Below are 26,196 nucleotides of genomic sequence, written 5' to 3'. Positions count from 1 at the left end.
CGTAAATGGCATATTCGGATTAGTGTAGCAATTACAATAAATACCCCAGTAATAAATCCTGCTTCAACCTTAGGTAATGCAAAGTTCGAAACTAGATAAGATGGTAATAACACTGTAAATGTGACAAATACGCCAAACGTTAAGAAATAAAATAACGATAATGTTGAAATGTTACGGTTTTTTTGTAGAAATTTTACTGGATTCACTAATTTCTCTTCAGTCGTTCGTTCTTGTTTATCACCGAATATGACATTCAACGCAACCATAACAATAATTAACACTAAATATGCTTGAACCGTTAACCTCCAACCAAATTCATTTGCGAACACTGGAGCAAGAAATGATGTAAAAGCTGTTCCGATATTGCCTAATCCGAATATGCCATTTACGAGACCATGCTGTTCTCTATTAAAATATTTAGGTAATGACGTAACACCGATTGAAAACGTTGCGCCACTAATCCCTAATAATAATCCTAATATGATTAATGAAATAAACTGTGTCGAAATACTAATCAAAAATACTGGGACGACCAATACGACGAAATTAACGATAAATAACTTACTCGCTCCATATTTACTCGTAAGATATCCGATTGGGATTCTTAATAATGAACCTGAGATTACTGGTGCTGCTGTCACCCATGCTATTTGAGTTGCTGATAAGTGTATGTCTTGTGAAATAAATGGCATTAATGATGATAAAATCACCCAAACCATGAAACTAGCAACTAAACTTATCGTTTGTAACGATAACTGGATGATGGGTCTTCTATTAAATGTAGTGGCTGTCATACAATTACCTTCCTTCATTTACTTATTTAACAATTCTTAAGTTGCTATTAGTAAATGGTGTTTTATTTTTTTACTTGTTCATACATAGCTTGTAATGGTTTTCCCTTCATGCCAACTCTACTCGTACTACCTACTTCAATAACGAGAAGACTCGGAATAAAATGCTTATTCATGATAGAAGAAACTTTATACAAACTATGTAGAAGTTTACACGTCAATTGAACCGAACCTCCCTCTTCATATTATGTAAAATCAACTTTACATCATCATTATAGTGATAATGATAATAACAATCAGTGACTTGCATCACACTCTATCCAATTTTCCAGTTAAATATTATCTATAGATTCAAAAATTGATCTACCATTTTTTCATGATTAAACATTTTAAAATGAGAAACTACGTCATTCAGTGGTGTTCCTTACTAGGTTCTCTTCTTCGTATAATAGTGCTGAATGTTTTAAATGAAACCTTTTTAATACAGTACTTTACAATGAAATCTATTTCACTTTGTTATATGAACTCTATTAATTAAAATGTCTATTTTTTACATTTATAGTTATTCGTACAAGCACGACCTTGTCTTCCTTCATAGTATGTAGTAATTCCATATGAAATGGAGGTGAAATTATGGGACCACTTGAAGTCTTATGTGTTGGTCAATTGTTTTGTGGAGATGGTATATTCTATTTCGCTAGGGTTGCCCGAGGAGAAGCAGTAGCAGATATTATAATTGGTGAAGACACTTTTAATATCTTAAATATGATCTTAGGTGTACCTTTGTGTGAGGACTAATTATTAATCATTTTTTATAATGGAGCTCCATATATAATTAATAAAAGAGGATGAGAGCAAGACACCATCCTCTTCATTTTTCGAAAGCTTTTTATCTTAATATTGCAGTTACGCCACCATCGAGTGGCAATATTACACCTGTTACCCATGATGCACGTTCACTAGCTAATTAAACGATCTCTTCAACTACATCTTCTGGTTGACCATTATGTCGTTTCCTTTATATTTTTTACATAATAAAAAAACCTGCATATCAATACAGGAATTTCATTCAAACATAAAAATAAATAATTGACCTCCTCAACAAATAAGCTTGCATTATTTGAATCTACAACATACCGAATATTTATTATAGTCTAATAAAGCACTCATATACGATTAATTCCCACAATCCACTTCAGTACCTGACGATGTTTCGCATATGTTTCCTTGGAAGAAATTATTCTCGTCATCTCGAATATCGAAAAGGCCATTAAGAAGTGCCGTATTGGAGAGTACACGGTTACTGGTGGAATTAACATCTAATAAAATTCCGTTAGCTCTGTTACTTATAATTGTATTTTTTTGAACAGTATTATCGATACTTTCATCAAAGTTTATTCCATTTGTAATATTGTTACGAATCGTATTACCAACAATCTGATTTTGTTGTGCTAAAGTTTTAATCATCGTATCCTCATCAACTCTCGGAGTTAGAGAAATTCCTACTCCGTTCTTGTTAATTTTGTTATTTTTGACCGTATTACCTACGCCACCTTCAAGTTTTACTCCTTCACCAACGTTACGAATGATATTATTTTCAATAACAGTATTTCTTTGGGTAAAAGCGGAATTATTATTTCGAATAAAAATACCACGCCCATTTTCGTTAACAATGTTTCGTTTGAACGTATTGTTCTCGGTTTCATCTCCTACGCGAATTCCATCTCGAATATTACCGACTATTTTGTTTCTCATTACGAGATTGTCAGTGGCATCGTCATCTACAAGAATTCCATCCTCAATATTATTCAATAACCGGTTTCCTATTACAATATTATTGGCAGCGCCGTTATCTAATATCAGGCCTGTTTCTACATTTCCGATCGCCACATTCCCAATGACAATATTAAAATCTTCCTCTATCTTAATGGCATCATCCTTATTATTTTTGAGTTTATTACCAATTAGAATGTTTTGACTCCCATCAACGTCAAAGGTGTCAGAACCTACGTTATCATTTAACACATTTCCAATAAAAATTTGTTTTTCTTCCGCATCGATCCCAAAGTCATTTCGAAAAGTCTGATTGCCGATGATCCAACTATTCGGAGAAGCAATTAAAATTCCATCAATCAAATTATCATTGCTTACATTCCCAACTAAAAGATCCTGTTGACTTGCATCAATAAAAACTCCGAACCCATTGTTCATGTTTGTTTCATTGTTAAATAACGTATTCCTAGTTGACTCTAATGAAAGAAATCCATCTCCCTCATTGTCAATCAATCTATTCCTAACAAACATATTGTTATCCGAAGAGCTTTCAACTGAAATACCGCTACCATTAAAGCCCATGTATTGTTGAATCGTTAAACCGCTAACTTTTATCTTTGAAGAATTGATGAGTGTTATTCCGTTACTTCCTAGGGGTAAGTTAGAACCATCTAGGACTGGTTTTCCAACACCAATAATTGTGATTTCGGTTTTATTTTCTATTTCTACAGCTTCTTCATAAGGGCTTAAGGAATCCGTGACGAGAATAATGTCTCCAGAGTCAGCCACCGTGACTGCCGACTGAATCGTTGAAAACTGTGAACCTTCACCAACAATAAGAACTTTCTGTTGAAAAAAAAGTATACCAATTAAAAGAACAAAGCTGATTATGCTGGCTGATAATATCAAAATTAGCCATATCTTATTGGTTGAAACTTGCATCTCAATTCACGTTCACCACCTATCTTTAAATAAAGAGAGGAGAAAAAATTCTCCTCTCTTTATTAAACATTAATGAAAGATCACCAAATCTTACTATGCTTACACGTACATTTTTTCACTAATAACCAAATCATAAACAAAACGATTAGAACTAAAAAGCTACTAATAATTAGCACAACGACAGCTGATATACTCCATAATAATCCAGCTAAAACCAACGCGGTTGCTATCAAAATAAATAACCCTAGTGAAAAGAAACCTAATGCAATACCAGCTCCTGTGCATGAACAACAGTCTTTTGTTTTGTCAATATTCATTTTTTTCTCCTCCCTTATAGTTTTCTCGTATACATCATAAGGTTGTGCAACCAAATTGTTTTAGCCACTAATACTAGCTTAGAATAAAAAAGATAGGTAATTGTCTATGGGTAAAACAACTATCCTTATACAGCTATTGCAAAGGTGCATATACTCTAAGCTACAGAATCATTGTTATTTTAGAAAGGAAGGTCAATCGCTGGTCTTGTATTCGGTGTGCCTGTTGTTTCGAAGTACTCCACTACACATGTACTATCGAAACTTTCAAAACCTTCAATGTTACTCGGTGTTAACAAGATGGAGGTAACATGTTTATCCGTTAAGACAGCACTTCTATCAAATCCTGATAAAAAGTCAATACTCTGCTGTTTCCCACTAGGTAACATCGTTGCTGTAATGGTACAAGTACTTAAATCATTTGGTTGTTGAGGTATCAAAAAAGCACTATCTCGAATCCGAAAAACAAATTGAACAGGCTGTCGCTGTTTTGATTTGAAAACTTCAAAAGAAGAATCCCCTGTTTCAAATGCGTATTTCTCTTCTGGATACGTTACAGCATTAGGTTCCTGCATCGGAAACAGAAGGAGAAGCAAAATGCCTCCAGCTATGAAAAATATGAACAAAAAGAAAAATAAAATATATTTAAAGCTATGGTGAAAACTACTCATATTACTCACCTCCATTTCTATACGCCTGAAAGATTTTTGCACAACTCAATTCTGTTTCATCGAGTGTTTTGTTCAAGCGAATGACGATACAGTATATGAAAGTTTGACGATTTTGTTAATGCGACTTCCAAAATACCCCTTTCAACGTATACATACGAAGGTTAAAATGACTGTTAATAAAGCAATTCCAATTCGTATAAATACTCTGTTCCAATCCGCAATTAATCACGAATACAAAAAAACAAAGAGAACTCCATATTTTGAAGTTCCCTTTGTTATAATTCAAAACTTATTAAAATCATTGACGTTAACATATTTGATAGTTTTAGTTTTATGAATTTGCCGAAACCTAAATTAACGATCTTTAAATCTCATTTAAATCTCCTTTAAGAATAGAGTACATGTACAGATCATCAAACTTTCCACACGTATATTCATAGTGTCTAAGCAAGCCTTCCTTTTGGAATTTTTGCCTCTCTAATAATTTTTGTGATGGAAGATTTGTAGGTTCGACGAGTGCCTCAATTCGCTCTAACTCATAATGAAGAAATCCATACTTTACAACAGCTTCTAACGCTTCACTCGCAATTCCTTTTCCCCAGCAATCTTTGCTTAACTCAAAACCAACTTCCGCTCGATGATGTTTCGGTTTCATATTAAGAAAACCACAGCTTCCGATAACTTGTTCTTCTTCTCTTAACGTAATCCCCCATCGAATGCCAGACCCTTCTTCTCTAATTGACTTGTACCAGTTAATTTCATCATACACGTCCGCTACCGATTGGAACGGTGCTAATCCAATATGCTTCACAACGTCCTGATCAGAAAAATAGTCCAACATACCCTCTGCATCTTCTATTGTTACTTCTCTTAATATTAATCGTTCTGTTTCAATGATTGGAAATTCTAGACCCAATGATACTACCACTTTTAGTAACACATCCTTCTAGTAAACATTTTTATATAAGAATAGCTCATTCATGCAAATGGATTTATTCATTAAATTACTTAATTCTACCAAACTATTTTCGAAACAGTATCGAAACAGCTATTGACGAGCATCCAATTACAATCGCTAATGGAACTGTCCGAGCAATAAGATGTTCTGCAAAATAATTTGATTGAAAGAAAACGATTATACTAACCGATGACACAACGAGAATCATAAGTACAATCCACTTTACCGACTGTTCTAACACTTTTGCTACTTGTTCTACTATTCTTGGTATTTGTTCTCTCATTTTTATAACCTACTTAGAGTATAGTAAATGAAAATGTGATCCAAAATAAATTTACCTCCATTTTTTGAGTGACATAAAACTACATCAATTCTCCAACACCCCATCTCCCAAAATCACATTTAACATTATTATACATTTATTCTTTTGAATTCTCAAAATACAGAAAATTGATGAAGATACTATATAATTGACACGGTATGATCCCCTTTTTATCAACGTTTCGTTCTAAGTCAGAATTCCCAACTCTCAAACCTTTACCGAAACTTCCTTACGTTTCGGGCTATAGCTCATGCCTACAAATACTAACAAAATGCCGAGCAGTTGATACAAATCAGGACGATAATCTAAGATCGCTACATCTAATAGAATTGCAACGATTGGATCGAGGAAGACTAGTGTTGCAATCGTTTGAGCCTTCAAATCTCGTAAACTACTAAAAAACAAATAAAATACTAAACCTGTATGTATAATGCCTGTCACAATGATGTATATCCAATTTTCCATCGTTAAGTTCGTGAAGTTAACCCAGTCGATGACTGGCAATAGTAATACTACCCCAAGACTCGTTTGAATGACTGTCGTTAGTAATGGACTAAGTGTCTGAATGCCCTTTCCAGTTAAGGATGTGATTGCATAGAAAAATGCTGCTCCAAATGCCCACAATACGCCTGTTGATAAAAAGTCCGCAACTGATGCATATTGATGGATGCCTCCAACTAACAACGTTCCGATAAAACAAACTACAAAAAAGCTTAATCCGAGTAACGTTACTTTCTCTTTATACAAAACCGAACCGATAAGCAACACGAGAACAGGTGCTAAGTGATAAATTGATACCGCAACCGTAATTGGCATGAACTCAAATGAATGAAAGAAAAAGAGCCAGTTTATAATTAAAAAGACACCACATAAGATTGCTAACAAATACTCCTTCTTAGGAACGGTCACTTTATTTGATTGATCTACTTTAAACGTTTGGAAACACCAAATGATTCCTAATACAATACTCGCACTTAAACATCGAATAAATACTAATTCGATTGATGGAAGGTCTGTTTTCACTGAAAAAAGACCAATTGAGCCAAAAATGACCATTGAGGTCGCAAATTTCAATTTTGCATTCATATGAATCCCCTTTAGTGATTATTTCTATAACTACTTAAAAAATTTCTAAAAAAACCCCTCTTTGCCTTACTTAATTTATAGCATCACTCGGTCGCTTACTAATAAAAATAAACCACCTTACAAGCAGCTGTCCGAAAACATAAAATAACGAAATAAACAAAATGGCTCCATCTCTTCCGAACGGCTTAAAAAACCAACTATCATCGAGAAATACAAACCCTAAAATCAAAGAAAGTATGGTCATTATCATGTTAACTCCTAAAATCAATCGTAAATTAATTTTTCTTATTAGTACTCCATTCACGACTATAAGTAGCAGAAATAAAGGAAACAAGAGATGAGCATCTTTGCGCAAAAGATAACTATTATATTCGTAAAAACAAAATAAGAATGGAACCGGTAATGTGAACATTATGAATTGAAAAACTCTCATACACACACCTCACTCACTTAATAATCTTTGATTACCTTGTATTCTCGTCTATTTGACGTTTACTCTTCACCTTCATCTTCTATGTCGTTAAATCAACGTACTGCGACACAAAAACTATGTATCCATACTCCCGAAGTAAAGGAGCATGGTCGTTCATGTACACAATCCATCTGGTAAACTATTTTCACATTTGTTGCCGTCATAGGTGTTTGTTCCAATTCCACCTTCTGCTTCAATATCAACTACAATATTATTTTTTGCTTTGTTAAAACGAATAACATTTTCCAACGAACCATCTTCGACTAAGATACCCGCAGTTGTGTCATCAATTCCGTTATTACGTACGATGTTAGAGTCAATGACATTTTGTATAGATACAAAATCATCCTCTACAAGTAATGTAATTCCATTTCCTTCGTTGTTGCATATGAAATTATCGATAATATTGTTATTACTACTTTCAGGACTCAACTCAATTCCATTACCCTTATTTTTAATTGATTTATTACCAAATAACGTATTAAAAATATTCACACCGATTTCAAAACCAATAGTTGCATTCTTTTCACCAGTATTATTTATCACTTTGTTAAAATCACCAGTAATCTCAAAACCCTGATCCCCATTTTGACTACTGTTGCAATTAATAATACAATGATGCTCTGTATCTAAGTCGAATCCTTCAGTACCATTAAATGAAGCTATACAATTAATGATTAAATTATTTTCTCCATCAATTTCAAAGCCTTCATCACTATTAAACTTTGACTCAATATTAACCAAGATATTGTTATTAGAATTCACCTCAACACCGTCACTGTCGAATTCTTCTTTAAAACCTTGAACTGTAAATCCCTTCAATATTGTTTGATCCGCACTTACAACAATACCATCATCTCCTCCCATAGCAGGTGCTCCAGCTATAATCGTCTTACCAATCCCACACCCAAATACCTTCAATCGTTCTTTATTTACATTAAACCCATCAAACGTACCAGCAAGTATTTGAATACTATCACCAGCAACAGCTGCATCGATTGCTGCTTGCACATTAGCAAACTCAGTCGGAACAACATGTATCGTCATTGTCCACACACCTTTCTAAAATTCAGAATTACTATATTTTATGAGAGGTGGACTGCCTTTGCTTGTACTCTGCTTGAGAATGTACCTTTGACTAAGAGTGTCGAAGTAACGACGTAATGCGACACAAATACTTCATTACTATCTTATGTAACACACTCCCAAAGTAGGGAGAATGTTCGATCATGTACATAAATTATCAGGGAAACTATTTTCACAAATATTACCGTCGAAAGTGTTATCGTTAACGTCACCCTCTACGTCAATATCAAATGGTTCATTGAGTTTTAACTTGTTGAAACGAATTGAGCTATCGATTACCCCATCTTGAACGAAGATTCCAGAACTAGAACCTACATTTGCTGGCCCATTGTTTCGAATAATGTTCGAATCGATAACATTTCCTATAGTTGCACCACCATTTGCCTCCATTTCTATTCCGCTTTCTATATTGTTACACACCATGTTTGCAATAATATTATTGTTATTTGCTTCGTCATCTACCTCAATACCATCACCCATATTTTTTATCGATACGTTTCCGAATAATGTATTAAAACTAGCATTATCATCAAGATCGAAACCATCTTCAAAGTTTTCCTTAGCGAGATTGTTTATCAACTTGTTATAATTGGCTTCAATTTCAATACCCTCTCCCTCTCTAGCTCCATTTTGAATACTTTTACAATTAATTACACAGTTATGATCATTTTCTAAATCAAAGCCTTCACTAAGATTAGAGGAAGCCAAACAATTAATGATTAAGTTATTCTCACCATCAATTTCAAAACCATCTGAAAAATTAGACTTCGACTCAAGCTCTACCAAAATATTGTTATTTGTATTCACATCTATACCATCACTATCTGTACCTTGAAATCCTTGAATCGTAAAACCTTTCAATATCGTTCTACTAGCATCCACGTTAATACCATCGGTACTGCCAAATGCTGAGTTTCCAGCTATTATCGTCTTTCCAATCCCACAACCGAATATCTTCAATCTTTCCTTCGTAACATTAAACCCATCGAATGTACCAGCTAAGATTTGAATACTATCTCCTTCAACGGCAGCATCTATTGCTGCTTGTACAGTAGCAAACTCAGTCGGAACAACATGTATCGTCATTGTTAACTCACCTTTCTTAAAATTTATAGTTACTATATTCTATGAAAGGTGGACTGCCTTTGCTTGTACTCTACTTGAGGTTGTATCTTTGACTATGAATTTTTATTAAACAATTTCTCCGTACTGTGACACAATACTATGTAACTATGCTCCCGAAGTAGAGAGCATGATCGGTTACGTACACAATCCACCTGGAGAACTACTTTCACATTTATTTTCATCGTAAATATTTGTTCCAACTCCACCTTCCGCCTCGATATCTATTTCAATGTTGTTTTTAACTTTATTAAATCGGATAACGTTATCCATTGATCCACTTTCGACAAGAATACCCGCAGTTGTAACATCATTACCGTTACGACGGACGATGTTGGAATCGATGACGTTCTCATCCTCGGAAGCATCTATTCTAATTCCATTTGATACATTATTGCATGAAATATTCCCTATAATATTATTGCTATTGTTAAATACAGAAATTCCATCTCGCCCATTTCTTATAGATTTATTTTGAAAAAGGGTATTGAATGGGTCACTTACATCAAACCCATCATTGGTGTTGTCAATCGCAATATTCTTCAAAAATGTATGACTTTCATCTGTTATTTCAAAACCATTATTTTTATTATTAGAACTAGTACAATGGATAATACAGTTGTGAGCTGTATTCGTAAAAATATCGAACCCATCATCATCATTAAATAAAGTCACACAATTAATGATTAAATTATTGTTGCCACGTAGTTCAAAACCATCACCATTGAATTTAACCTCTATCTCTTTTAACACATTATTATTTGAAGTTATTTCAATTCCTTCACCGTCCCCTTCACTAAACCCCTGAACCGTTAATCCCTTCAATATTGTTTGATTCGAACTCACATCGATTCCATTGTCACTTAGGGGTGATGAATTTCCAGCAATTATTGTCTTCCCAATTCCACACCCAAAGATCTTCAATCGTTCCTTATCTACGTTAAACCCATCAAACGTTCCAGCTAAAATTTGAATGCTATCACCCGCACTTGAAGCATCGATCGCATCCTGAACAGTCATAAATTCGGTAGGAACAACACGTATCGTCATTTTCTACACACCTTTCTTAAAATTCAAAGTTACTATAATTTATGAAAGGCGGACTTCCTTTGCTTGTACGCTATTTGAGAATGTATCTTTGACTTAGAATTTTAACTCACAGTATCAACGTATTGTGACACAAGTACTTTTCCTTTAAACTATGTATCACACTCCTAAAAAAGGAGTATGTTCGATCACGTACTCTATCCATCAGGAGAACTATTTTAAATTGTTGCCGTCATATCTATTAGTTTCGACTTCACCTTGAACTTCAATGTGAAATTGGTAGTTTCTTTATCACGTACATAACCCAGGAGGTGAACTACTCTCACATTTGTTTCCATCGAAGGTGTTAACGTTAATAGCGTTACCTTCCGCCTCAATATCATCTGGCATATTAAGCTTTAATTTATTGAAACGAATCGTATTATCCACAGCAAATATATCAGCAACTAAAATCCCAGACCCCGCTCCACTCGTACCATTGTTACGTACAATGTTTGAATCGAATACACTGAAAAAAGCACCTACGAAAATACCACTTTGTCCATTATTACATACTAAATTGGAAATAATATTACAATTCGGACTAGATACGTCATTAATACCATCAAGAACATTCTTAAGAAATTTGTTACCGAAAAGGATCGCCATACTATCACCATCAGTACTAAGTTCGAAGCCATCACTAACATTTTCTTTTGCTAAATTAAATAGAAACTTATTATTTAGACCTCTGATATCAAAGCCATCGTCTTTGTTTTGAATACTATTACAGCTAGTCATACAGTTATGATCTCCTAGATTACCAGTACTGATTCCATCAGCTTCATTATTAGATCCAGTACAGTGAGTGATAAAATTACTTTCTCCTTCTATTTCCAATCCGTTACTACCATTAAAATTCGATTCAAGCTCCTTCAGTACATTGAAATTTGCATTCAGCATTACACCAAAACCAGTAAATCCTTGTACGGTAAACCCTTGCAACGTTGTTTGGTTTGCATTCACAACGACGCCATCATTTCCTAATCCTGGATTACCAGCTATAATCGTCTTGCCAACCCCACAACCAAAGATCTTCAATCGTTCCTTATCTACATTAAAGCCATCAAAGGTACCAGCAAGTATTTGAATGCTATCACCAGCCATTGTTCCCACATCATCAATTGCTTCTTGCACCGTTGCAAACTCGGTTGGCACAACATGTATCGCCATTTCCAAACCCCTTCCTTAATTTCAGATTTACTTCATCATATGAAAGGGGGACTTGTGTTGCTTGTACTTCAAAAGGAAATGTATGTTTAGCTATGGTAATATCATACTATCCGTCTACTGTTCAACAACTACTTTTCAAGGACTTATTTCTCAGCCTTTTTCCCAGTCATAACATGAATCAAATCTTCTCTTGCCTTCCATAATAAATCAAGCTTTTCGGGTCCGAATGCATTTGTTACTTCCTCAACCATGATGTCATGTCGGATGTATTCAGTTGCAATTAGAACGAGCGCAGGATCTGTTGATTTTATTGCCCATTCAGAGCCACTATCACTAAATTTTGCAATGAGCGCTTCTTCTTCGTCTCGAATGAGAATGGTCAAATAACCACCCATTCGTTTACTCACAATATCAGGAGACATGTAATTATGATGATATGTATGTCCTAATGTGAGATCATCTGCTCCAAATAGTACTGTAAAGATTGGGATAGTGTCTTCCTTTTCACGAATGAAAGGTTCAATCTCTTTCACAATTGGCGACCAAATGGATAACCACAATTCGTTGTTTGCAGTTTGAATCATCGTACGCATCTCTTGAATAATATGCTCGTGTTGTTTAATTCTCGTTACAACATCAATTTTTTGATCACTTTCTAACATAGGCAATGCCTCATCAAGTAATTCCAACGACTGGTTCATCTCTTCCTTAAGACGTGAAATCAGTTGCTTCGGCGATACTGGTTTATACAAAATCGGATCAGATGGTATCGTTTGTATTGCCCCTTTATCAAGTAATTTCCCTAACACTTCATAAATCATTGAACGTGGGACACTAGATCGCTTACTTAATTCATATCCCGTAATGGCTGGTGCTTTCAACAACCCAATATATGCTTTGCATTCATATTTTGAAAAGCCATGTTTTTGTAACTCTAACATTACCTTTTCCTCCATACGCACACACCCTTTATTAGTTAGTTTTATAACGACTATAAATGAAACAAAAAAAATAATCCAGTCATTTTATACATTATTTAGAATTTTCTTTTTTAAAGTTGCTGTTTCATGCAATTTATCAATCACGAACCACAAATGGATAAACAATAAACTAAAAAACGCCTGTTCTCATAATAAATGAACAGGCGGGAGAGATATATTACTCAAAAGGGAATGAAGAAGTTATTTATATGTTTCCCAAAAAATTTAATTTTTAAACCGAATTCATAATTACTTTATCGAATAATGAATTATTCATTAACAAATACTTTTCTTATCGGTTACTTTCAGTTACAATAAGAACAAACGTTCTAATCAGAAGGGAGCTATTATGATGGAAGGTGTCGGATCGTTCAAATACAATACAATCGAATTACCAACACATATTGCCCCATTAAAAGATATTTTGCGAAAAAAAAGAACAACATCGAAACCAAATCTTGACGAGCAGGAGATGCAAGAAATCATTGATACGATCCAACAAGCTATACATAAGCAAGCATTTGTACATCTTACTTATTTTGAAAACAATCAATATCGACTATTAATTGGGAAAATTAATGAGCTTTCTTTGTCATCAAGAACATTAACAGTTAATGATGCTTTTTCAGTCAGAACTACTTTATCCCTCGCTAATATTATCTACGTAACTTTCGCATAACTCTGTGCTCCATTTTGCAAGCTAATAAGGAACAACCTTAACAAGTCTTGCAAAAAAGGAGGACAATAAATGACTCAATCAAAACGTCAAAAAGCTCGTCAATTCCGCAAACGAAAAGATGCCCAAAACCCGCATGGAAAGGTTAAATCATTCAAAGAACTTGAGAACGAAGCACGGGAATAAACCACTTTCGCTTCCATACTTTATCAATAACATGAATGACACGATTCTCGTTATGTTAGGCGCTTTCCACCTACTCATTAGTTAGAGTAGGTGGAAAGCGTCATTATTCTTTAATTTGAATATCTTGTTTTAATACAAATTTCGCAAATTTGCACTTTTTTTCTTCTCCAATTGATTAATTTCCTCTATACGAATTAGTTCATTTCGTTCACTGAAATTAGCGTTCAATAACGTGAAAAGTCATAATTCCTTACCTATGATGAATGTACCGCGGAATATGTTGAAGGTGTGCACCTTATGGAAGGATATGAAATGCAGTCTTTTGAAATCTTGTTAAAACAGTATGAACCGTTGTTGAGAACTCAAATGAAGAAGCTCAACCTATGTAAAGACTACGACTTCTATTATCAATGTGGATGCATCGCTCTTTGGCAAGCATACTCTCGTTACGATCCAACGAAAGGTCGCTTCTCTACTTATGCGTTCTCAACTGTACGTGGAATGCTACTGTCAGAATTAAGAACACAAATAAAATATGAACAACGGTTTAAATCGAGTGATGGGATAGCACAACATGCTATTCATTATGATGAATACGAAGCACTAATTCTCATCGACATCGAACAACTATGTGAAGAACTAACCGATAAACAAGCAACATGGCTAAAAAAAGTTGTTCTCGAAAAGAAAACCGTTCAACAAATTGCGATTGAAGCTCATACTACTTCTAAATGTGTACGATCTTGGCGAGAAGAAGCATTGAAGAAATTACGTAAGAAGGATGTACTCACACTTGAGTAATGAAAGAAATCGAACTGCATAGAAAAAACCACTCAATAAGGATGAGCGGCATCACAAGGATTTTCCATTAAAAAAGGGGGTAATTATGATTTACCCCCCTAAACAAAACTATAAACGTATAAAGTGAAACTTCTATCAGTGGAGGAGTTTCTTCATCTCCTATTTAAAAATAAGTTTTGAAGTAGCAGTGTTAGCGTCAGTTTCCACGTGATGAAATTACATGAATGAATGCTTTCCTTTTCCCTTAATAATGTGTTACATATATTAAAGTAAACATATTACTTCTTTACTGAAGGATTCCATTCCAAAATACTTTCCAAGTTTGCTCTAATCTTCTTTCATATTCTTCGTAAGAGAAATTGATTAAGTAAAACAAAGTTCCATCTAATATACACAAGAAGGATGTGACGATTGTTTGTTTATCAATAAAGTTCTCGGTTGTATCTTCATCTAGGATTTTATATAAAATCTCTTTAATTACATTTTCTGATTCAGAATACTTTTCATTTAGAAGCTCTTTGAATTTTTCTGGCGGAATCATTCCATACTTCTTTAAGAAAAGACCGAAATCTGTTTTATAGAAGTATTTATTTAATTCCACTAACAAATCATAAAACTTTTCCTTTGTTGGTAAAGAATTCAAATGTGGTACTCGACTTTTAATAAACTCTATATAATCAGCCATGACATACTCTGCTACCTTTTCAAACAAATCTTCTTTACTAGAATAGTGAGCATAGATTGAAGGAGCCTTTATCTCTACATTTGATGCTATATCATTAAGAGATGTTTCTTCATATCCTTTAGTTGAAAACAATAATAACGCACTGTTTAATATTTTTTGTTTCGTCTTCTCTCCCTTATTCACCTTTCCTCCCCCTCACAATAATGTATAGATACATATTATGATACTAATTTAAGGCCAACAATGCTAATAATTATTCCAGCAACTAATACTAACTTTTTAACATCTTTAGACTCTTTAAAAAGAATCATTCCCATCAACACGCTTCCCGCAGCACCGATTCCTGTCCAAATACCGTAGCCAACACTAATAGGAATTTCTTCGAGAGATAATGATAGAAGGAAAAAACTCAACCCTAAGTTTAAAGCAAACCCGATCGTATATTTGACCTTTGTAAAACCCTCTGAGAGTTTAAGCAACATAACTCCTACTATTTCAAATAATCCAGCAGTAATAAGAAACACCCAACTCATATTATCTCCCCTCCTCTGTCTGATTTTCAGTAGATACTAATTTCAAACCAACGATGCAACTGATTAATACTAAGAGCAATACCACTTTAGTTATGCTAAATGGGTCTCCCATAAACATCATTCCAACAAAAGCTGTTCCGAATGCTCCGATTCCAGCAAATATAGCATAAGCTGTAGATACTGGAAGAAATTTTAACGATTTTGAAAAGCTCCAAAAACTTAATATCATCAATATAATAGTAACAATTGAAACAGGGAGGTTAGTGAAGCCCTCTGAATATTTCAAACCAAAAGCCCACCCTATTTCCATAATTCCTCCCATAATGAGAAATAACCATGCCATTATAATGCACTCCTTTACTTTAATAATGAGTTCGATTTCATTTCGATTATGTTATCTCAAATTGCACAAAATAACATAACTGTCTTGTTTGTTTTTCTTCACCTTTATCCTTTCCATCGAAAGAGTATAATATGAAAATCACCAAAAACTAACTAACGATAATTAGATTATAGATCAACTTATATAATGACGCAAGGAATTTAACTAATGTTCGTTAGTTTTTTAGCTCAAAAATCAAACAAGTAAAGTAAGCTCCACTATTTTTCCCTTACAATTTGCAAATATGACAAGATAATCAACGAAAGTGAGAAGGAAAAAATTAAAAACAAATATCCACTTTAATTTTTAACATTTCCTACCTTTCTAAAATGTTTGTTAGAGGGTTAATAGTGATACTCACGATTGCAGATTTCATGAAAGTGTATCCTTTATCGAACAGTCAGCATAACTTGTACAACAATAAGCATATATTAGCAATAAAGTTTGGAGAAGGAAGGAGCGTTAGCGTGACAGCCTCATTATTCGTAACAATATCGGCGATGATTTTATTAATTCTACTTAATATGAGGATAACTTGGAGTAAGAAAACAAGAATTTCAACTATGGCAGGCATGATGATTGCAATGGTTGTAGGAATGCTTACAGGCTTGTTAGGAGGAATCATATTGGGGATTCTTCTAAATGGCAATCTATTTTTTTCAACTTTAATTAGCATGGGTGTAGGTGTCGTCATTGGTTTTATAATAGGATTACCTACTGGTATTATCTCAATACTAGATGGAATGTTATCAGGACTAATGGGTGGCATGATGGGAGCTATGCTCGGTGAAATGATTTCCTCAGAATATTGGGATATTATTACAAAAGTGATGTTTATAATGTTTATCGCATTAATGCTAACGTTATTCTATTACATACAAGACGAAACAACTGAGAAAGGAGAAAAATATTATTTCTCAATGATTCGTAATCCTGTTGTTCTTGCAGTATCATTTTTAGCTTTTTTTTACTTCTATAATATGTTAGGTTCCATATTCGAACATTCTGAAATAAATTCCCATCTTCATAACTATAAATTTTTCAAATAGGAAAAGACTATCATACCCGTCACTCCACGTATGATAACCACATGTTATTCGATTGTAAACGTTGAGCTTCACAACATACAATTAGTTTATTTTGTGAAGCTTGACGTTTACATGAAACTCGTATTGAATACTTTATAAATATCCTAATTTTTCTAAATCAGTCTTTTATTACTCTTCTTGCTCCTATATAACGTTCTTTCCAATAATACGGATCATCCAAATTTGAAATAGCTACACCTGTTGTAGATGCAGAATGAATGAATTCTTGGTTACCTATGTATATACCTAAATGAGAAGGACCAGATTTGTATGTTTCAAAAAAAACAAGATCACCTACTATAAGGTTTGATGCCCCTACTTCTGTACCAACATTGTATTGTTCACCAGTCGTTCTCGGTAGTTCTATTCCTAATTCTTTAAAGACATACTGAGAAAAACCTGAACAATCAAATCCTTCATGACTGTTTCCTCCAAATAAATATGGAGATCCAAGGTGTTTTTTCGATTCTTCAATTAGTAACTCAGGAATATTTGTATTCTCGATAGTTTCCTCTACTTGAGCTACATCTGTTAAATCTACCTCTTCAGCATAAACACTTGTTTCATTAACTAGTAATAACAGTGATACGAGTGTAGCTGCATGTACAAATTTCATATACTTTAACAACTTTTTTCTCCTTTCGTTAATATTAGACAAACCATAACAACAAAATGTGCAAAAACTAAGGATTTAGAAAAATAAAAAGAATATATTAGATGCGGAGAATCTAATCTTACAAGAACTTCAAACCATTGACTTGGGACAAAGTTCTCTTACTCTTTTATGGACTCCTTAAAATCTACATATTAACTATGTAAAGTACGTAAAAAATGGGTGATGAAAGGAGAGATATACATGAGCTTGACATAGTACCCGCTCCTTCTACTTTCAGGAACAACTAGTTTGTAACAAAGGCAATTATTGAGTATGCATAAAAAAAGTGTGTTACTCCATATTTAGTAACACTCACAGCTTGTAGAGAAACCTTCCGATTATCTACAAGCTATTTTTATTTCTGTCCTTTGAAAAGATATTATTGATAAATACATACAGAAAAAGACTCCCCTATACCTAGTTCACTTGACTTAATGTAAGGTGTTTCTTTTAATACAGTCCCTTATGTTTGAAGATGACACTAAATCTAATGTTTACAATTCAATACAAAGAAAAATGAAAGTGTTCTCTGATAATTTATTTGTAAAAAGGAAGGCGCTATATATCGCCATTTGGTTGTTCATTGTAACCACAGTGTTTGCTCAATTACATGGACCTGATATCAGTAATTTTTATAGTTATTTCATACGATATGGTTTGGTCTCTGCTTGGATTTCTTATGCAACATTTAATGCTTTGTCTGGTGTGGCTATGAGAACTATTATAAATAACTTACCCACAGGTTTTTTCTAAAAATGCGTTAAAAAATAAATACAATGTTCATCTACCCTCTAAGCTTCGCATATCGTAAACATTTTGAACCTTGAAATTAATTAATTTTTTTACAATTAAGGGAAATATTTATATTTATTGGAGGAATCTGGTTAATTGTGTCGAAGTACATATTATAAAGGGAGGTGACTTTGTTGAAAAAATTCAAGAAGACTTTAGCTACTTCAGTATTAACTTTAAGTATCCTAAGTATCGGCTTTTCATCTGTTGCTAGTGCTGGGGTATTAGAACCACCAAGAGACTGTAGATTCATGGACGAAGAAAGAAAAATTATACAATGCTTTGGTTGATTAAAAAGAGGCGATGCTACTAGTGTCGCTTTTTTATTTTTTCTTTAATTTAGCATAGTTCATATTATTATGTTTAATTAAAAGTACAAGCTTACTTTAATTCCGGATTAATTAAAAATTGATGATTATCAGTCACCAATTTTCTCTTTCTCTATTTCATTTTTTTGATCTATTATTTTCTCTTCGGTTTTTCTGCAACTTGTTATTATAAGCGATCCTTTTGGAAGTTTTACTTCATAACGTCCCACTACATTTATATTCAAATCTGCACTTGCATATAATGGTGAGGAACTTAACAATCCAAGTATAGTAATTGTTGATTTAAGAGAAGATCATCTATTTCAAAAAGAACATATTCCAAGTGCAATAAATATTCCTTTCTCTGAAATAGACACTCGATACAAGGAACTTGATCGAACAAAACAAATTGTATTTGTTTGTCATACTGGATCTATGGGAGATGAAAGCACGAAGTTATTAATCAAAAACGGATTTAAAAAAGTGGAAAACTTAAAAGGTGGCATGGCTCAATGGACGGGTCCCCTCACTTCTTAACATCCACTCTTTTATGCTAGACCTCTCATCCAGCTCTTAACTGTATAAATAAAAAAAGAACAAACTAAGTAACTTAATACTAATGAAAGGGTTAGTTTGTTCTTTTTATAAATTTTGATAATACTTGTTCTTAAAAGTTTTAAACCGATACGACTGTACCCACATTACAATGAAAGAATCTACCTCCAAATTCTTGAGCAAGTCTCGTGCTAACTTTTAATCCAGTACAATGCGAAACGCCTAAACGTTCTATACGAAACTCTTTTAGAGCTTGTATGCTCTTTTCTTTCTGAACTTCACTTACAGGCCATAAATGAGTTCCTCCAATGACTGTATGTATTCTATTTTCACCGGTCATTTTTATTGCGTAGTTCAAAATGTTAATAATACCCGCATGAGAGCACCCCAAAATTACAAATAATCCTTTTGGAGTTTTAATAATGATTGATTGATCATCCATTACCTCATCTCTGATATAACCTTCATGTGACTTTAATACGATATCGGTATCTCCAAATTCAAAATCCGTTAAACGTGGCACTTCACCAGACAGATAAATATCAGGAGCAATTTGCGTAAACTCTTTATTAAACTTGAAGTTAGCTCCGTTACTTTCAAGTACTGACCTTGAAAAAGGTACCCCTATGTGCTGATAGTCTGACCGAATTAAGTAACCATCTTTGAAAATCTCAGGGTGTGCGTATACGTCTATAAGTTTTGAATCAACCGCTTTTACAGCTTCCAGAAGACCCCCAGTATGATCGATGTGATGATGGCTAAGAATGATGCCTTTAATAGAAGCTAAATCTTTTTTAAATATGCGTGCGTTATTGAGCAACACCTTTCCTTGCCCTGTATCAAATAAATAATTTCCATGTTCTGTTTCTAAAAATATTGACCAACCGTGCTCTGCAATAGCCCCCAATTTACCAAACACAGTGTTTTCTGATAAAACGGTCGTTTTAACAGCCATTCGTATACCTCCTTGAATCGTTTAAATACTCTCTACTTCACAATTTTATTAATTTTCAACATGAAGTATGATCCATTTTTCATTCGTGGGGGTCTTTCTTAATGCTCATCGTTCTTAAACCGGAAGTGGAATCATAAATCTTTTCAGATAAAGAGACAAAGATACATTCTTATGTAATGTACAAGCAAAGGAAATCAAACTCTCATAAACTGTTGTAAATCATTATTTTAATGAGAGGTGTTTGTAAAATGGCAATTCATGTAGTACCTACAGATTTCCCAACTGTTCAAGGTGCGATTGATGACGTGGGAACGGTAGCTGGAGATAGTATTCAAATCTTAGCTGGAACGTTTGATGGCTTTAATGTTTCGAAGGAACGTTTGAAGATATTTGGATGTGGGATTGGTAAGACGATTATAGCGGGTAATCCATCACCAGTAACAAATGATGGAATTTCAGTGAATGCTAATCAAACGATTCTGAAGGGATTTTCAGTTCAAGGTTTTGTGAATGACGGCATTGAAGTGAATACTGATAACAATATATTGGTTGATATTGAGTCAAAGTTTAACAGTGATGAAGGCTATGAAATTGATGGAGAAAATAATTTAATCATTAATTGTTTAGCTTCATTTAATGATTCTGATGGCTTCGACTTAGATACAGAACATCATTGTATTATTAATTGCAACAGTAGTCAAAATGGGGATGAGGGCTTTGAGATTAGTGGTGATTTTAACAAAGTAATAAAGAATATTAGTACAAAAAATGATACTGATGGTTTTGATATCGATGGGGATTCTTCTAATACGTTATTCGGTAATAAAGCGATTAAAAATTTCGGTGAAGGAATTGAGTTAAATCCTGAAAGTAGTAATAACAACATTATCGATAATTTTATATGCAACAACGAAGGAAGTGGAATAACGTTACGTGTACTTGATGAATTTGTATCTATGCAAAATGTCATCGATTCTAACATTGTCCGTAACAATGGAACAGATGATACAACGGCGGGTATCTTAGTTGAAGATAGTGCAATAGAAAACATAATCCGATTTAACAAAGCAAAAAATAACATTGTGAATGATATAGTCGCACAAGGTGGAATCGGAACAAATGTATATGATGGAAACAAATGTGAAAATAGTTTTCCTGATGGATTGTGTACATGAACGATCATACTCCCTACTTCGGGAGTATGGTTACATAAATAGGATTGTGACACTTAAATATGTTCCTATATACAACAGTGGCGATCACTTCTCCACTAATATGTTCGCTACTCCATCAACAACAATTCCTATTCATATAATAATTCATTACTCTTCGTCCGTAATAATCTCTACAAACCCTTGATTTCCATCGACACGAATCCATTGACCTTCCTTTATTTTTGTCATTGCGTCATCTACACCAAAAACAGCTGGAATCCCATATTCTCTTGCAACAACGGAGCCATGAGTCATTAATCCTCCAACCTCTGTTACTAAAGCTATGGCAGTTTGAAATAATGGCGTCCAACCTGGATCGGTATGATTAGCAATTAATATTTCACCTTGATTCAAATTTGCTTCTTCAGGCTTGTATACGATACGTGCCCTTCCCTCTACAACACCTGCTGATACTGGACTGCCAATAAGAGCTTGTGCAGGGAAGTTCCCTTTTCTAATTGTTCTAGTTATCATTTCACCTTCGCTAGTCATGACTCTCGGTTGAATTAAAGTTTGATGCCATGCATATTGATTTTTTCGTTCTTTGATTAAAGTCATAACATTATACTTGAATGTGCCTTTTGCCATTTCAATTATTTCTTCTAACGTTAAAAAGTAGATATCCTCTACCTGTTGAAGGATTCCTTTGTCCACCATTTCATTTGCTTCTATTAGTAACGCTTGCTTACATTCATCTAATACGATCGTAATTAAATGCTTATGGTGTTCCCTTAATCCACTCATGTAACGATAGACCTCTATTAGACGTGCTATATATTTTTGCTTTATTTTGTTTCGTCCACTACTACCAATTTGTTCAAAAATTCTATGTTTTGCTTCTTCGACTTCTTTTAATCCTTGTTCAAATTTTGCTCGATGTTCATTTGGTTTTAAATTTCGCTTATTCGCTAGAATTGTTGCTACAATTAACGTGGGATTCTCTCTCCAGCGTGGTCTTGTTATATCAATTTCTCCAGCACACCTCATCCCGTATTTTCCAATAAATACTTCTAATGATTTCTTAAACAACTCTCCACCCTTAACCACTAATAATCCTTCATAAAAGCTCTCGTCTTCAGCAGTTTTTAAATACTCCTCTACCTCTGGTAATTCTCGGAGTAAATCAGCTAGTTCTCCCATTTCAAGACCCATTTCACTCATGATATTCCCAGGCAATGATTTCGTTAATTCGTTAAACTCATAATCACTCCCAGTCAGTCGATACAACATTTTTTGTAGGACTCTCGCTGCAATAATTAATGCCATCGGATTCGCCATGATTTTTGAAATATGTCCTACCATCTGTTCTAAATGGGAATTAACAGCCTCTAAACGAGGAACTCCAGATTTATGTTTTAGATCTTTTCGAACAGTCATCGCTATGTTTTCGATGACAGCTTCTACATGACCTTTTGCTAAGCTTGGATCTTGTCTAAATATTTTAAGGATAACTTCCTTAAAGATTGGACGTAGTTGTCGGAATAAAGGTCGCATCGATTTCTTCGTAGTAGAGTTCTTTAAGAAATCAGGTCGCTGGATAAATTCTTCTATTGCCCAACTAATCGATTCATCCATGTTGTTTAACACCTTAGGGAATACTTTTCTACCTATTTTCGTTTGTAAAAAGAGTGTTGGATCTATGAAGAGTCTACCACCAGATTCTAAAAACATTTGTTTCGGAAATATCGTTCTCAAAACAGATATTCCTAATGGTTTCATCGCATCTGTCATCATTTGAATATGACCAAATGATATTAATACACGTAATGGTTGTTGTGGTAGATCAGGTAATGGATACAAGGACGTAATAGGACGACTTTGAACGATGAAAATATCTTCATCTTCTACACAAAATTCGATGTCTTGAGGAGAACCGTAATGATTTTCAATTTCCTTCCCAAGCTTAGCCGCTTCTAAAATGGTTTGATCCGATAAAGCTTGCTGCTTCTGTTTCTCTACAGGTAACTCCTTCGTCTCAGTCCCACCATTCAAAAGTGGCATTATCGCTATTTTCTTTTCAGATAGACTTTTACTAATGATTTCTCCTGATTTTACTTTATAAAGGTCGGCAGATACGATTCCTGAAACAATTGCTTCACCAAGGCCAAAGCTTGCATCTATCGAAACGACATTCCGATCTCCAGTTATAGGATCAGCCGTAAACATAATTCCTGACATTTCGGGTTTCACCATACGTTGTACGACAACTGATAAATAAACTTGATCATGACTAAACTTATTTTTGACTCGATAGGCAATCGCTCTATCTGTAAAAAGTGATGCCCAGCATTTACGAACATAATATAATAATTCCGTTTCTCCATATATATTTAAATATGTATCCTGTTGCCCTGCAAATGAAGCCATTGGTAAATCCTCTGCTGTCGCGCTCGATCTTACGGCATAACAATAATCTTCACCTGTTCTCTTCCACGCTTCGATAATTTCTTTGTGAATTTGCAACGGCAATTCAATTTGTTCCATATGTTCACGTAATCGTTTACCTATCTTTCTTAACTGTTGTAAATCATCTATATTAAGTGCTTTTAATTCGTTTAATAACTCGTTCATTTCATTACTTCTAGAAATAAATTCTTTAAAGGCTAAGGTTGTTATACAAAATCCTCTTGGAACTGGGAAACCAGCTTTGGTCATTTCACCAAGGTTCGCTCCCTTCCCTCCAACATAAGCGAGACTCGACTGGTCTAACTCTTCAAAATATAATACCGTCGATTTCATTCTAACTCCCCTCCATTAACTCCTATCTAGAAGAAAAGATATTAACCAGCTATTTTGAGTGGAACTTACCATTTTAATTTCGTAACCATTCATTTTATGGATGCTTTCACAATTAATGATACAATTACGCCTTCCTCTACCTCCATTATAAGAAACAGAACAATTAATAACCAAATTATTATTTCTAATAATACCGAAAATATCACAACCTTCTATATCGTTTAACATTAATTTAACTTCTATTAAATATATTATTATTTGTTCTCTATTGTACTCCATCACCAACAAATATCTGAACATTTATTTCCTTTAATGGAATTCCATTGGCATTTACATCAATTCCAACATTACTAACAGGAGAAGATTCATCCGCAATAATTGTCTTGTCTATCCCACAACCGAATATCTTCAACCTTTTTACCGTCACATAATCAGAAGGGACAGCATGTATCTCCACTTCCCATACACTTCTCATCAAAAATAGATTTACAACAACATATGACAGACAGCATTCCACTGCCTATATTTCAAATAAGAATGTTCTCATAACTACTTAATTTACATTTAATACAAGGTACATATATGGCAATTTAAATCCTCAATCCTCACTTATCTCTACGGTTATTCATTATTAACCAGTGGTTAATATCAGAAATACAATTTTTGTTACTAATTTTAATGTTAATTAAAAACTGGTAAAAAAACGCATATTTTTTTCCTTAGTAAATACAATGAATTGTGTTTCAAATAATCTAAACAGGTAGGAGCTGGTTACATGAGTTTACCAAATTTACCAAATCCATTTAACAATTTGCCTGACTTTGACAAAGAGAATGTCCTATTATTTCTCTTAGCAACAGTCGGGCAAGAAGAACTTGGATTAGCTCACATTATTAATGCTGAAGGTGAGAAAGTTCAAGCAGCCGTCGCAGCGTTTGAAAAGAGAGATATTAGCATCGAGCAACTTCTTTCAACAAATGAAAGTGTATCTAGTGTAATGAAACGTGTTCTTCAAAAAGAGATTCTACTTGACTTTAAAGTAGATGATGTTGTCGAACTATTAAAAGATCATTAAGATAAACCTTTCATTGTAGTTATTAATTAAACAAACCTTTTAGAATTAAGATTGAATGATATTAAAATTTTGTATGAAAGGAACTATTTAAATGAGCTTACCAAATTTACCGAATCCTTTTAACGAGTTACCTGAATTTGACAAGGAAAATGTACTGTTATTTCTCTTAGCTACAATCGGGCAAGAAGAGCTTGGATTAGCACACATTATCAATGCTGAAGGCGAGAAAATTCAAGCTGCTGTTGCAGCATTTGAATGTGGAGATATTAGCATTGATCAACTACTTTCTGTGAATGACAGTGTGTCTGGTGTAATGAAACGTGTCCTTCAAAAAGAAATTCTACTTGACTTTAAATTAGATGATGTTGCTGAACTATTAAAGGGGGAATAGGGGTAGTATCATGCGATGAACATACGTCTAACGGTGAAGTTGACTCCCTAGATGAAGAAGAAAAAACTCTTGAGGATGAGGTTAACACCGTTGCTGAAGAAGAATACCTTCCTGAGGATGAAGTTAACACCGTCGCTGAAGAAGAATACCTTCCTGAGGATGAAGTTAACACCGTTGCTGAAGAAGAATACCTTCCTGAGGATGAAGTTAACACCGTTGCTGAAGAAGAATACCTTCCTGAAGATGAATTTGAACCTCATGACGAAGAAAAAGAATAGCTTGACATATTATATTTCTCAAAAGTACTTTATCCTAAGAATGACAAGGTATATTCAAAAATATAATGTCAAGCAGCTGGTACTACCCCTATTCCCCCTTTAATAGT

The 26,196-nt window shown here is 34.0% G+C and carries 33 protein-coding genes; 11 read left to right on the top strand and 22 right to left on the bottom strand.

Going from position 1 to position 26,196, the window contains the following annotated elements; translation table 11 throughout:
- A partial coding sequence (locus BFG57_RS13130; RefSeq protein WP_175428352.1) for an MFS transporter occupies positions 1-794 on the bottom strand: 794 nt, incomplete at its 3' end.
- A gap of 630 nt (positions 795-1,424) precedes the next feature.
- On the opposite strand from BFG57_RS13130, the gene BFG57_RS19035 reads away from it, so the two are divergent.
- Positions 1,425-1,589, top strand: coding sequence for a hypothetical protein (locus tag BFG57_RS19035; protein WP_175428351.1), 165 nt, complete (start codon positions 1,425-1,427; stop codon positions 1,587-1,589).
- 50 nt (positions 1,590-1,639) lie between these two features.
- On the top strand, positions 1,640-1,762 hold the full coding sequence (locus BFG57_RS19455; protein WP_281186691.1) for a hypothetical protein: 123 nt from the start codon (positions 1,640-1,642) through the stop codon (positions 1,760-1,762).
- Between the two features lie 205 nt (positions 1,763-1,967).
- On the opposite strand, the gene BFG57_RS13125 is transcribed toward BFG57_RS19455, so the two are convergent.
- The 12 genes from BFG57_RS13125 to BFG57_RS13070 all read right to left on the bottom strand — a co-directional run bounded on the left by BFG57_RS13125 (position 1,968) and on the right by BFG57_RS13070 (position 12,752).
- Positions 1,968-3,506, bottom strand: a complete 1,539-nt coding sequence (locus tag BFG57_RS13125) for a right-handed parallel beta-helix repeat-containing protein (RefSeq protein WP_069717955.1) — start codon at positions 3,504-3,506, stop codon at positions 1,968-1,970.
- Positions 3,507-3,586: 80 nt separating this feature from the next.
- Positions 3,587-3,823, bottom strand: a complete 237-nt coding sequence (locus tag BFG57_RS13120) for a hypothetical protein (protein WP_069717954.1) — start codon at positions 3,821-3,823, stop codon at positions 3,587-3,589.
- A 179-nt stretch (positions 3,824-4,002) separates the two neighbouring features.
- Complete coding sequence (locus BFG57_RS13115; RefSeq protein WP_069717953.1) at positions 4,003-4,491, bottom strand: hypothetical protein; 489 nt, start codon at positions 4,489-4,491, stop codon at positions 4,003-4,005.
- 364 nt (positions 4,492-4,855) lie between these two features.
- Positions 4,856-5,407: a GNAT family N-acetyltransferase gene (locus BFG57_RS13110; protein ID WP_069717952.1), complete on the bottom strand. Its 552-nt coding sequence runs from the start codon at positions 5,405-5,407 to the stop codon at positions 4,856-4,858.
- A gap of 106 nt (positions 5,408-5,513) precedes the next feature.
- The gene (locus BFG57_RS13105) at positions 5,514-5,732 is read right to left on the bottom strand and encodes a hypothetical protein (protein ID WP_069717951.1); all 219 of its coding nucleotides are present in this window, start codon (positions 5,730-5,732) and stop codon (positions 5,514-5,516) included.
- Between the two features lie 246 nt (positions 5,733-5,978).
- Positions 5,979-6,857: a DMT family transporter gene (locus tag BFG57_RS13100; RefSeq protein WP_069717950.1), complete on the bottom strand. Its 879-nt coding sequence runs from the start codon at positions 6,855-6,857 to the stop codon at positions 5,979-5,981.
- A gap of 70 nt (positions 6,858-6,927) precedes the next feature.
- Positions 6,928-7,101, bottom strand: coding sequence for a hypothetical protein (locus tag BFG57_RS19030; RefSeq protein ID WP_175428350.1), 174 nt, complete (start codon positions 7,099-7,101; stop codon positions 6,928-6,930).
- Between the two features lie 342 nt (positions 7,102-7,443).
- Entirely contained in the window at positions 7,444-8,376 is a 933-nt protein-coding gene (locus tag BFG57_RS13090) for a right-handed parallel beta-helix repeat-containing protein (protein ID WP_069717948.1), read from the bottom strand.
- Positions 8,377-8,556: 180 nt separating this feature from the next.
- Complete coding sequence (locus BFG57_RS13085) at positions 8,557-9,501, bottom strand: right-handed parallel beta-helix repeat-containing protein (RefSeq protein ID WP_069717947.1); 945 nt, start codon at positions 9,499-9,501, stop codon at positions 8,557-8,559.
- A gap of 174 nt (positions 9,502-9,675) precedes the next feature.
- Complete coding sequence (locus BFG57_RS13080) at positions 9,676-10,587, bottom strand: right-handed parallel beta-helix repeat-containing protein (RefSeq protein ID WP_069717946.1); 912 nt, start codon at positions 10,585-10,587, stop codon at positions 9,676-9,678.
- Positions 10,588-10,875: 288 nt separating this feature from the next.
- Complete coding sequence (locus BFG57_RS13075; RefSeq protein WP_069717945.1) at positions 10,876-11,796, bottom strand: right-handed parallel beta-helix repeat-containing protein; 921 nt, start codon at positions 11,794-11,796, stop codon at positions 10,876-10,878.
- 143 nt (positions 11,797-11,939) lie between these two features.
- Positions 11,940-12,752: a TrmB family transcriptional regulator gene (locus BFG57_RS13070; RefSeq protein WP_069717944.1), complete on the bottom strand. Its 813-nt coding sequence runs from the start codon at positions 12,750-12,752 to the stop codon at positions 11,940-11,942.
- A 376-nt stretch (positions 12,753-13,128) separates the two neighbouring features.
- Between BFG57_RS13070 and BFG57_RS13065 the strand changes: the two genes are divergently transcribed.
- From BFG57_RS13065 to BFG57_RS13060, 3 genes are all read left to right on the top strand, one after another.
- On the top strand, positions 13,129-13,455 hold the full coding sequence (locus tag BFG57_RS13065; RefSeq protein WP_069717943.1) for a YolD-like family protein: 327 nt from the start codon (positions 13,129-13,131) through the stop codon (positions 13,453-13,455).
- Between the two features lie 69 nt (positions 13,456-13,524).
- Positions 13,525-13,638 carry a DUF6254 family protein gene (locus tag BFG57_RS19325; RefSeq protein WP_245676763.1) on the top strand — a complete coding sequence of 38 codons (114 nt, stop codon included), beginning with the start codon at positions 13,525-13,527 and terminating at the stop codon, positions 13,636-13,638.
- A gap of 297 nt (positions 13,639-13,935) precedes the next feature.
- A complete protein-coding gene (locus tag BFG57_RS13060) occupies positions 13,936-14,439 on the top strand; it encodes a sigma-70 family RNA polymerase sigma factor (protein WP_069717942.1) in 504 nt (167 codons plus the stop codon).
- Between the two features lie 286 nt (positions 14,440-14,725).
- On the opposite strand, the gene BFG57_RS13055 is transcribed toward BFG57_RS13060, so the two are convergent.
- The 3 genes from BFG57_RS13055 to BFG57_RS13045 are packed head-to-tail and all read right to left on the bottom strand — an operon-like array spanning position 14,726 to position 16,000.
- On the bottom strand, positions 14,726-15,307 hold the full coding sequence (locus BFG57_RS13055) for a TetR/AcrR family transcriptional regulator (protein ID WP_069717941.1): 582 nt from the start codon (positions 15,305-15,307) through the stop codon (positions 14,726-14,728).
- 35 nt (positions 15,308-15,342) lie between these two features.
- Positions 15,343-15,657 (bottom strand): DMT family transporter, encoded by a 315-nt coding sequence (locus tag BFG57_RS13050; protein ID WP_069717940.1) that lies wholly within the window; start codon positions 15,655-15,657, stop codon positions 15,343-15,345.
- Between the two features lies 1 nt (position 15,658).
- Positions 15,659-16,000 (bottom strand): DMT family transporter, encoded by a 342-nt coding sequence (locus BFG57_RS13045; protein WP_069717939.1) that lies wholly within the window; start codon positions 15,998-16,000, stop codon positions 15,659-15,661.
- Between the two features lie 506 nt (positions 16,001-16,506).
- On the opposite strand from BFG57_RS13045, the gene BFG57_RS13040 reads away from it, so the two are divergent.
- Positions 16,507-17,088, top strand: a complete 582-nt coding sequence (locus tag BFG57_RS13040) for a hypothetical protein (RefSeq protein ID WP_139125144.1) — start codon at positions 16,507-16,509, stop codon at positions 17,086-17,088.
- A gap of 157 nt (positions 17,089-17,245) precedes the next feature.
- On the opposite strand, the gene BFG57_RS13035 is transcribed toward BFG57_RS13040, so the two are convergent.
- Positions 17,246-17,755 carry a C40 family peptidase gene (locus BFG57_RS13035; protein ID WP_069717937.1) on the bottom strand — a complete coding sequence of 170 codons (510 nt, stop codon included), beginning with the start codon at positions 17,753-17,755 and terminating at the stop codon, positions 17,246-17,248.
- A gap of 492 nt (positions 17,756-18,247) precedes the next feature.
- On the opposite strand from BFG57_RS13035, the gene BFG57_RS19025 reads away from it, so the two are divergent.
- On the top strand, positions 18,248-18,535 hold the full coding sequence (locus BFG57_RS19025; protein ID WP_069717936.1) for a hypothetical protein: 288 nt from the start codon (positions 18,248-18,250) through the stop codon (positions 18,533-18,535).
- A gap of 457 nt (positions 18,536-18,992) precedes the next feature.
- Here BFG57_RS19025 and BFG57_RS19020 read toward each other — a convergent pair whose 3' ends face one another.
- Entirely contained in the window at positions 18,993-19,163 is a 171-nt protein-coding gene (locus BFG57_RS19020) for a hypothetical protein (protein WP_175428349.1), read from the bottom strand.
- Between BFG57_RS19020 and BFG57_RS18455 the strand changes: the two genes are divergently transcribed.
- Positions 19,120-19,419: a rhodanese-like domain-containing protein gene (locus BFG57_RS18455; protein WP_083249257.1), complete on the top strand. Its 300-nt coding sequence runs from the start codon at positions 19,120-19,122 to the stop codon at positions 19,417-19,419. The two genes, BFG57_RS19020 and BFG57_RS18455, sit on opposite strands and share 44 nt — an antisense overlap.
- 139 nt (positions 19,420-19,558) lie before the next feature.
- On the opposite strand, the gene BFG57_RS13025 is transcribed toward BFG57_RS18455, so the two are convergent.
- The gene (locus BFG57_RS13025; RefSeq protein WP_069717935.1) at positions 19,559-20,392 is read right to left on the bottom strand and encodes an MBL fold metallo-hydrolase; all 834 of its coding nucleotides are present in this window, start codon (positions 20,390-20,392) and stop codon (positions 19,559-19,561) included.
- 248 nt (positions 20,393-20,640) lie between these two features.
- Between BFG57_RS13025 and BFG57_RS13020 the strand changes: the two genes are divergently transcribed.
- Positions 20,641-21,567, top strand: a complete 927-nt coding sequence (locus BFG57_RS13020) for a right-handed parallel beta-helix repeat-containing protein (protein ID WP_069717934.1) — start codon at positions 20,641-20,643, stop codon at positions 21,565-21,567.
- 147 nt (positions 21,568-21,714) lie between these two features.
- On the opposite strand, the gene BFG57_RS13015 is transcribed toward BFG57_RS13020, so the two are convergent.
- On the bottom strand, positions 21,715-24,345 hold the full coding sequence (locus BFG57_RS13015; protein ID WP_069717933.1) for a phosphoenolpyruvate synthase: 2,631 nt from the start codon (positions 24,343-24,345) through the stop codon (positions 21,715-21,717).
- Positions 24,346-24,610: 265 nt separating this feature from the next.
- Complete coding sequence (locus BFG57_RS13010; RefSeq protein WP_139125143.1) at positions 24,611-24,820, bottom strand: hypothetical protein; 210 nt, start codon at positions 24,818-24,820, stop codon at positions 24,611-24,613.
- Positions 24,821-25,120: 300 nt separating this feature from the next.
- On the opposite strand from BFG57_RS13010, the gene BFG57_RS13005 reads away from it, so the two are divergent.
- Both BFG57_RS13005 and BFG57_RS13000 read left to right on the top strand, forming a co-directional pair.
- Complete coding sequence (locus BFG57_RS13005; RefSeq protein WP_069717931.1) at positions 25,121-25,420, top strand: alpha-helical endospore appendage domain-containing protein; 300 nt, start codon at positions 25,121-25,123, stop codon at positions 25,418-25,420.
- Between the two features lie 91 nt (positions 25,421-25,511).
- Entirely contained in the window at positions 25,512-25,811 is a 300-nt protein-coding gene (locus BFG57_RS13000; protein WP_069717930.1) for an alpha-helical endospore appendage domain-containing protein, read from the top strand.
- A gap of 47 nt (positions 25,812-25,858) precedes the next feature.
- Here BFG57_RS13000 and BFG57_RS18665 read toward each other — a convergent pair whose 3' ends face one another.
- Positions 25,859-26,071: a hypothetical protein gene (locus BFG57_RS18665; RefSeq protein ID WP_139125142.1), complete on the bottom strand. Its 213-nt coding sequence runs from the start codon at positions 26,069-26,071 to the stop codon at positions 25,859-25,861.
- Between the last annotated feature and the right edge of the window lie 125 nt (positions 26,072-26,196).

Source organism: Bacillus solimangrovi, from assembly GCF_001742425.1.
Taxonomy (GTDB): Bacteria; Bacillota; Bacilli; order Bacillales; family Bacillaceae_N; genus Bacillus_AV; species Bacillus_AV solimangrovi.
The sequence above is the reverse complement of the archived record's forward strand: the minus strand, read 5'-3'. Positions and strand labels throughout refer to the sequence as shown.

Bases quoted from the DNA above. Each gene is read 5' to 3' on its own strand.
- BFG57_RS13125 (WP_069717955.1), bottom strand. From the start codon at position 3,506: ATGCAAGTTTCAACCAATAAGATATGGCTAATTTTGATATTATCAGCC.
- BFG57_RS13075 (WP_069717945.1), bottom strand. From the start codon at position 11,796: ATGGCGATACATGTTGTGCCAACCGAGTTTGCAACGGTGCAAGAAGCA.
- BFG57_RS13050 (WP_069717940.1), bottom strand. From the start codon at position 15,657: ATGAGTTGGGTGTTTCTTATTACTGCTGGATTATTTGAAATAGTAGGA.
- BFG57_RS13115 (WP_069717953.1), bottom strand. From the start codon at position 4,491: ATGAGTAGTTTTCACCATAGCTTTAAATATATTTTATTTTTCTTTTTG.
- BFG57_RS19030 (WP_175428350.1), bottom strand. From the start codon at position 7,101: ATGACCATACTTTCTTTGATTTTAGGGTTTGTATTTCTCGATGATAGT.
- BFG57_RS13070 (WP_069717944.1), bottom strand. From the start codon at position 12,752: ATGGAGGAAAAGGTAATGTTAGAGTTACAAAAACATGGCTTTTCAAAA.
- BFG57_RS13020 (WP_069717934.1), top strand. From the start codon at position 20,641: ATGGCAATTCATGTAGTACCTACAGATTTCCCAACTGTTCAAGGTGCG.
- BFG57_RS13090 (WP_069717948.1), bottom strand. From the start codon at position 8,376: ATGACGATACATGTTGTTCCGACTGAGTTTGCTAATGTGCAAGCAGCA.
- BFG57_RS13060 (WP_069717942.1), top strand. From the start codon at position 13,936: ATGGAAGGATATGAAATGCAGTCTTTTGAAATCTTGTTAAAACAGTAT.
- BFG57_RS19025 (WP_069717936.1), top strand. From the start codon at position 18,248: ATGTTTGAAGATGACACTAAATCTAATGTTTACAATTCAATACAAAGA.
- BFG57_RS13085 (WP_069717947.1), bottom strand. From the start codon at position 9,501: ATGACGATACATGTTGTTCCGACTGAGTTTGCTACTGTACAAGCAGCA.
- BFG57_RS18665 (WP_139125142.1), bottom strand. From the start codon at position 26,071: ATGAGGTTCAAATTCATCTTCAGGAAGGTATTCTTCTTCAGCAACGGT.
- BFG57_RS13080 (WP_069717946.1), bottom strand. From the start codon at position 10,587: ATGACGATACGTGTTGTTCCTACCGAATTTATGACTGTTCAGGATGCG.
- BFG57_RS19455 (WP_281186691.1), top strand. From the start codon at position 1,640: ATGAGAGCAAGACACCATCCTCTTCATTTTTCGAAAGCTTTTTATCTT.
- BFG57_RS13015 (WP_069717933.1), bottom strand. From the start codon at position 24,345: ATGAAATCGACGGTATTATATTTTGAAGAGTTAGACCAGTCGAGTCTC.
- BFG57_RS13025 (WP_069717935.1), bottom strand. From the start codon at position 20,392: ATGGCTGTTAAAACGACCGTTTTATCAGAAAACACTGTGTTTGGTAAA.
- BFG57_RS13000 (WP_069717930.1), top strand. From the start codon at position 25,512: ATGAGCTTACCAAATTTACCGAATCCTTTTAACGAGTTACCTGAATTT.
- BFG57_RS13065 (WP_069717943.1), top strand. From the start codon at position 13,129: ATGGAAGGTGTCGGATCGTTCAAATACAATACAATCGAATTACCAACA.
- BFG57_RS13005 (WP_069717931.1), top strand. From the start codon at position 25,121: ATGAGTTTACCAAATTTACCAAATCCATTTAACAATTTGCCTGACTTT.
- BFG57_RS19035 (WP_175428351.1), top strand. From the start codon at position 1,425: ATGGGACCACTTGAAGTCTTATGTGTTGGTCAATTGTTTTGTGGAGAT.
- BFG57_RS13100 (WP_069717950.1), bottom strand. From the start codon at position 6,857: ATGAATGCAAAATTGAAATTTGCGACCTCAATGGTCATTTTTGGCTCA.
- BFG57_RS13120 (WP_069717954.1), bottom strand. From the start codon at position 3,823: ATGAATATTGACAAAACAAAAGACTGTTGTTCATGCACAGGAGCTGGT.
- BFG57_RS13010 (WP_139125143.1), bottom strand. From the start codon at position 24,820: ATGAGAAGTGTATGGGAAGTGGAGATACATGCTGTCCCTTCTGATTAT.
- BFG57_RS13105 (WP_069717951.1), bottom strand. From the start codon at position 5,732: ATGAGAGAACAAATACCAAGAATAGTAGAACAAGTAGCAAAAGTGTTA.
- BFG57_RS13045 (WP_069717939.1), bottom strand. From the start codon at position 16,000: ATGGCATGGTTATTTCTCATTATGGGAGGAATTATGGAAATAGGGTGG.
- BFG57_RS19325 (WP_245676763.1), top strand. From the start codon at position 13,525: ATGACTCAATCAAAACGTCAAAAAGCTCGTCAATTCCGCAAACGAAAA.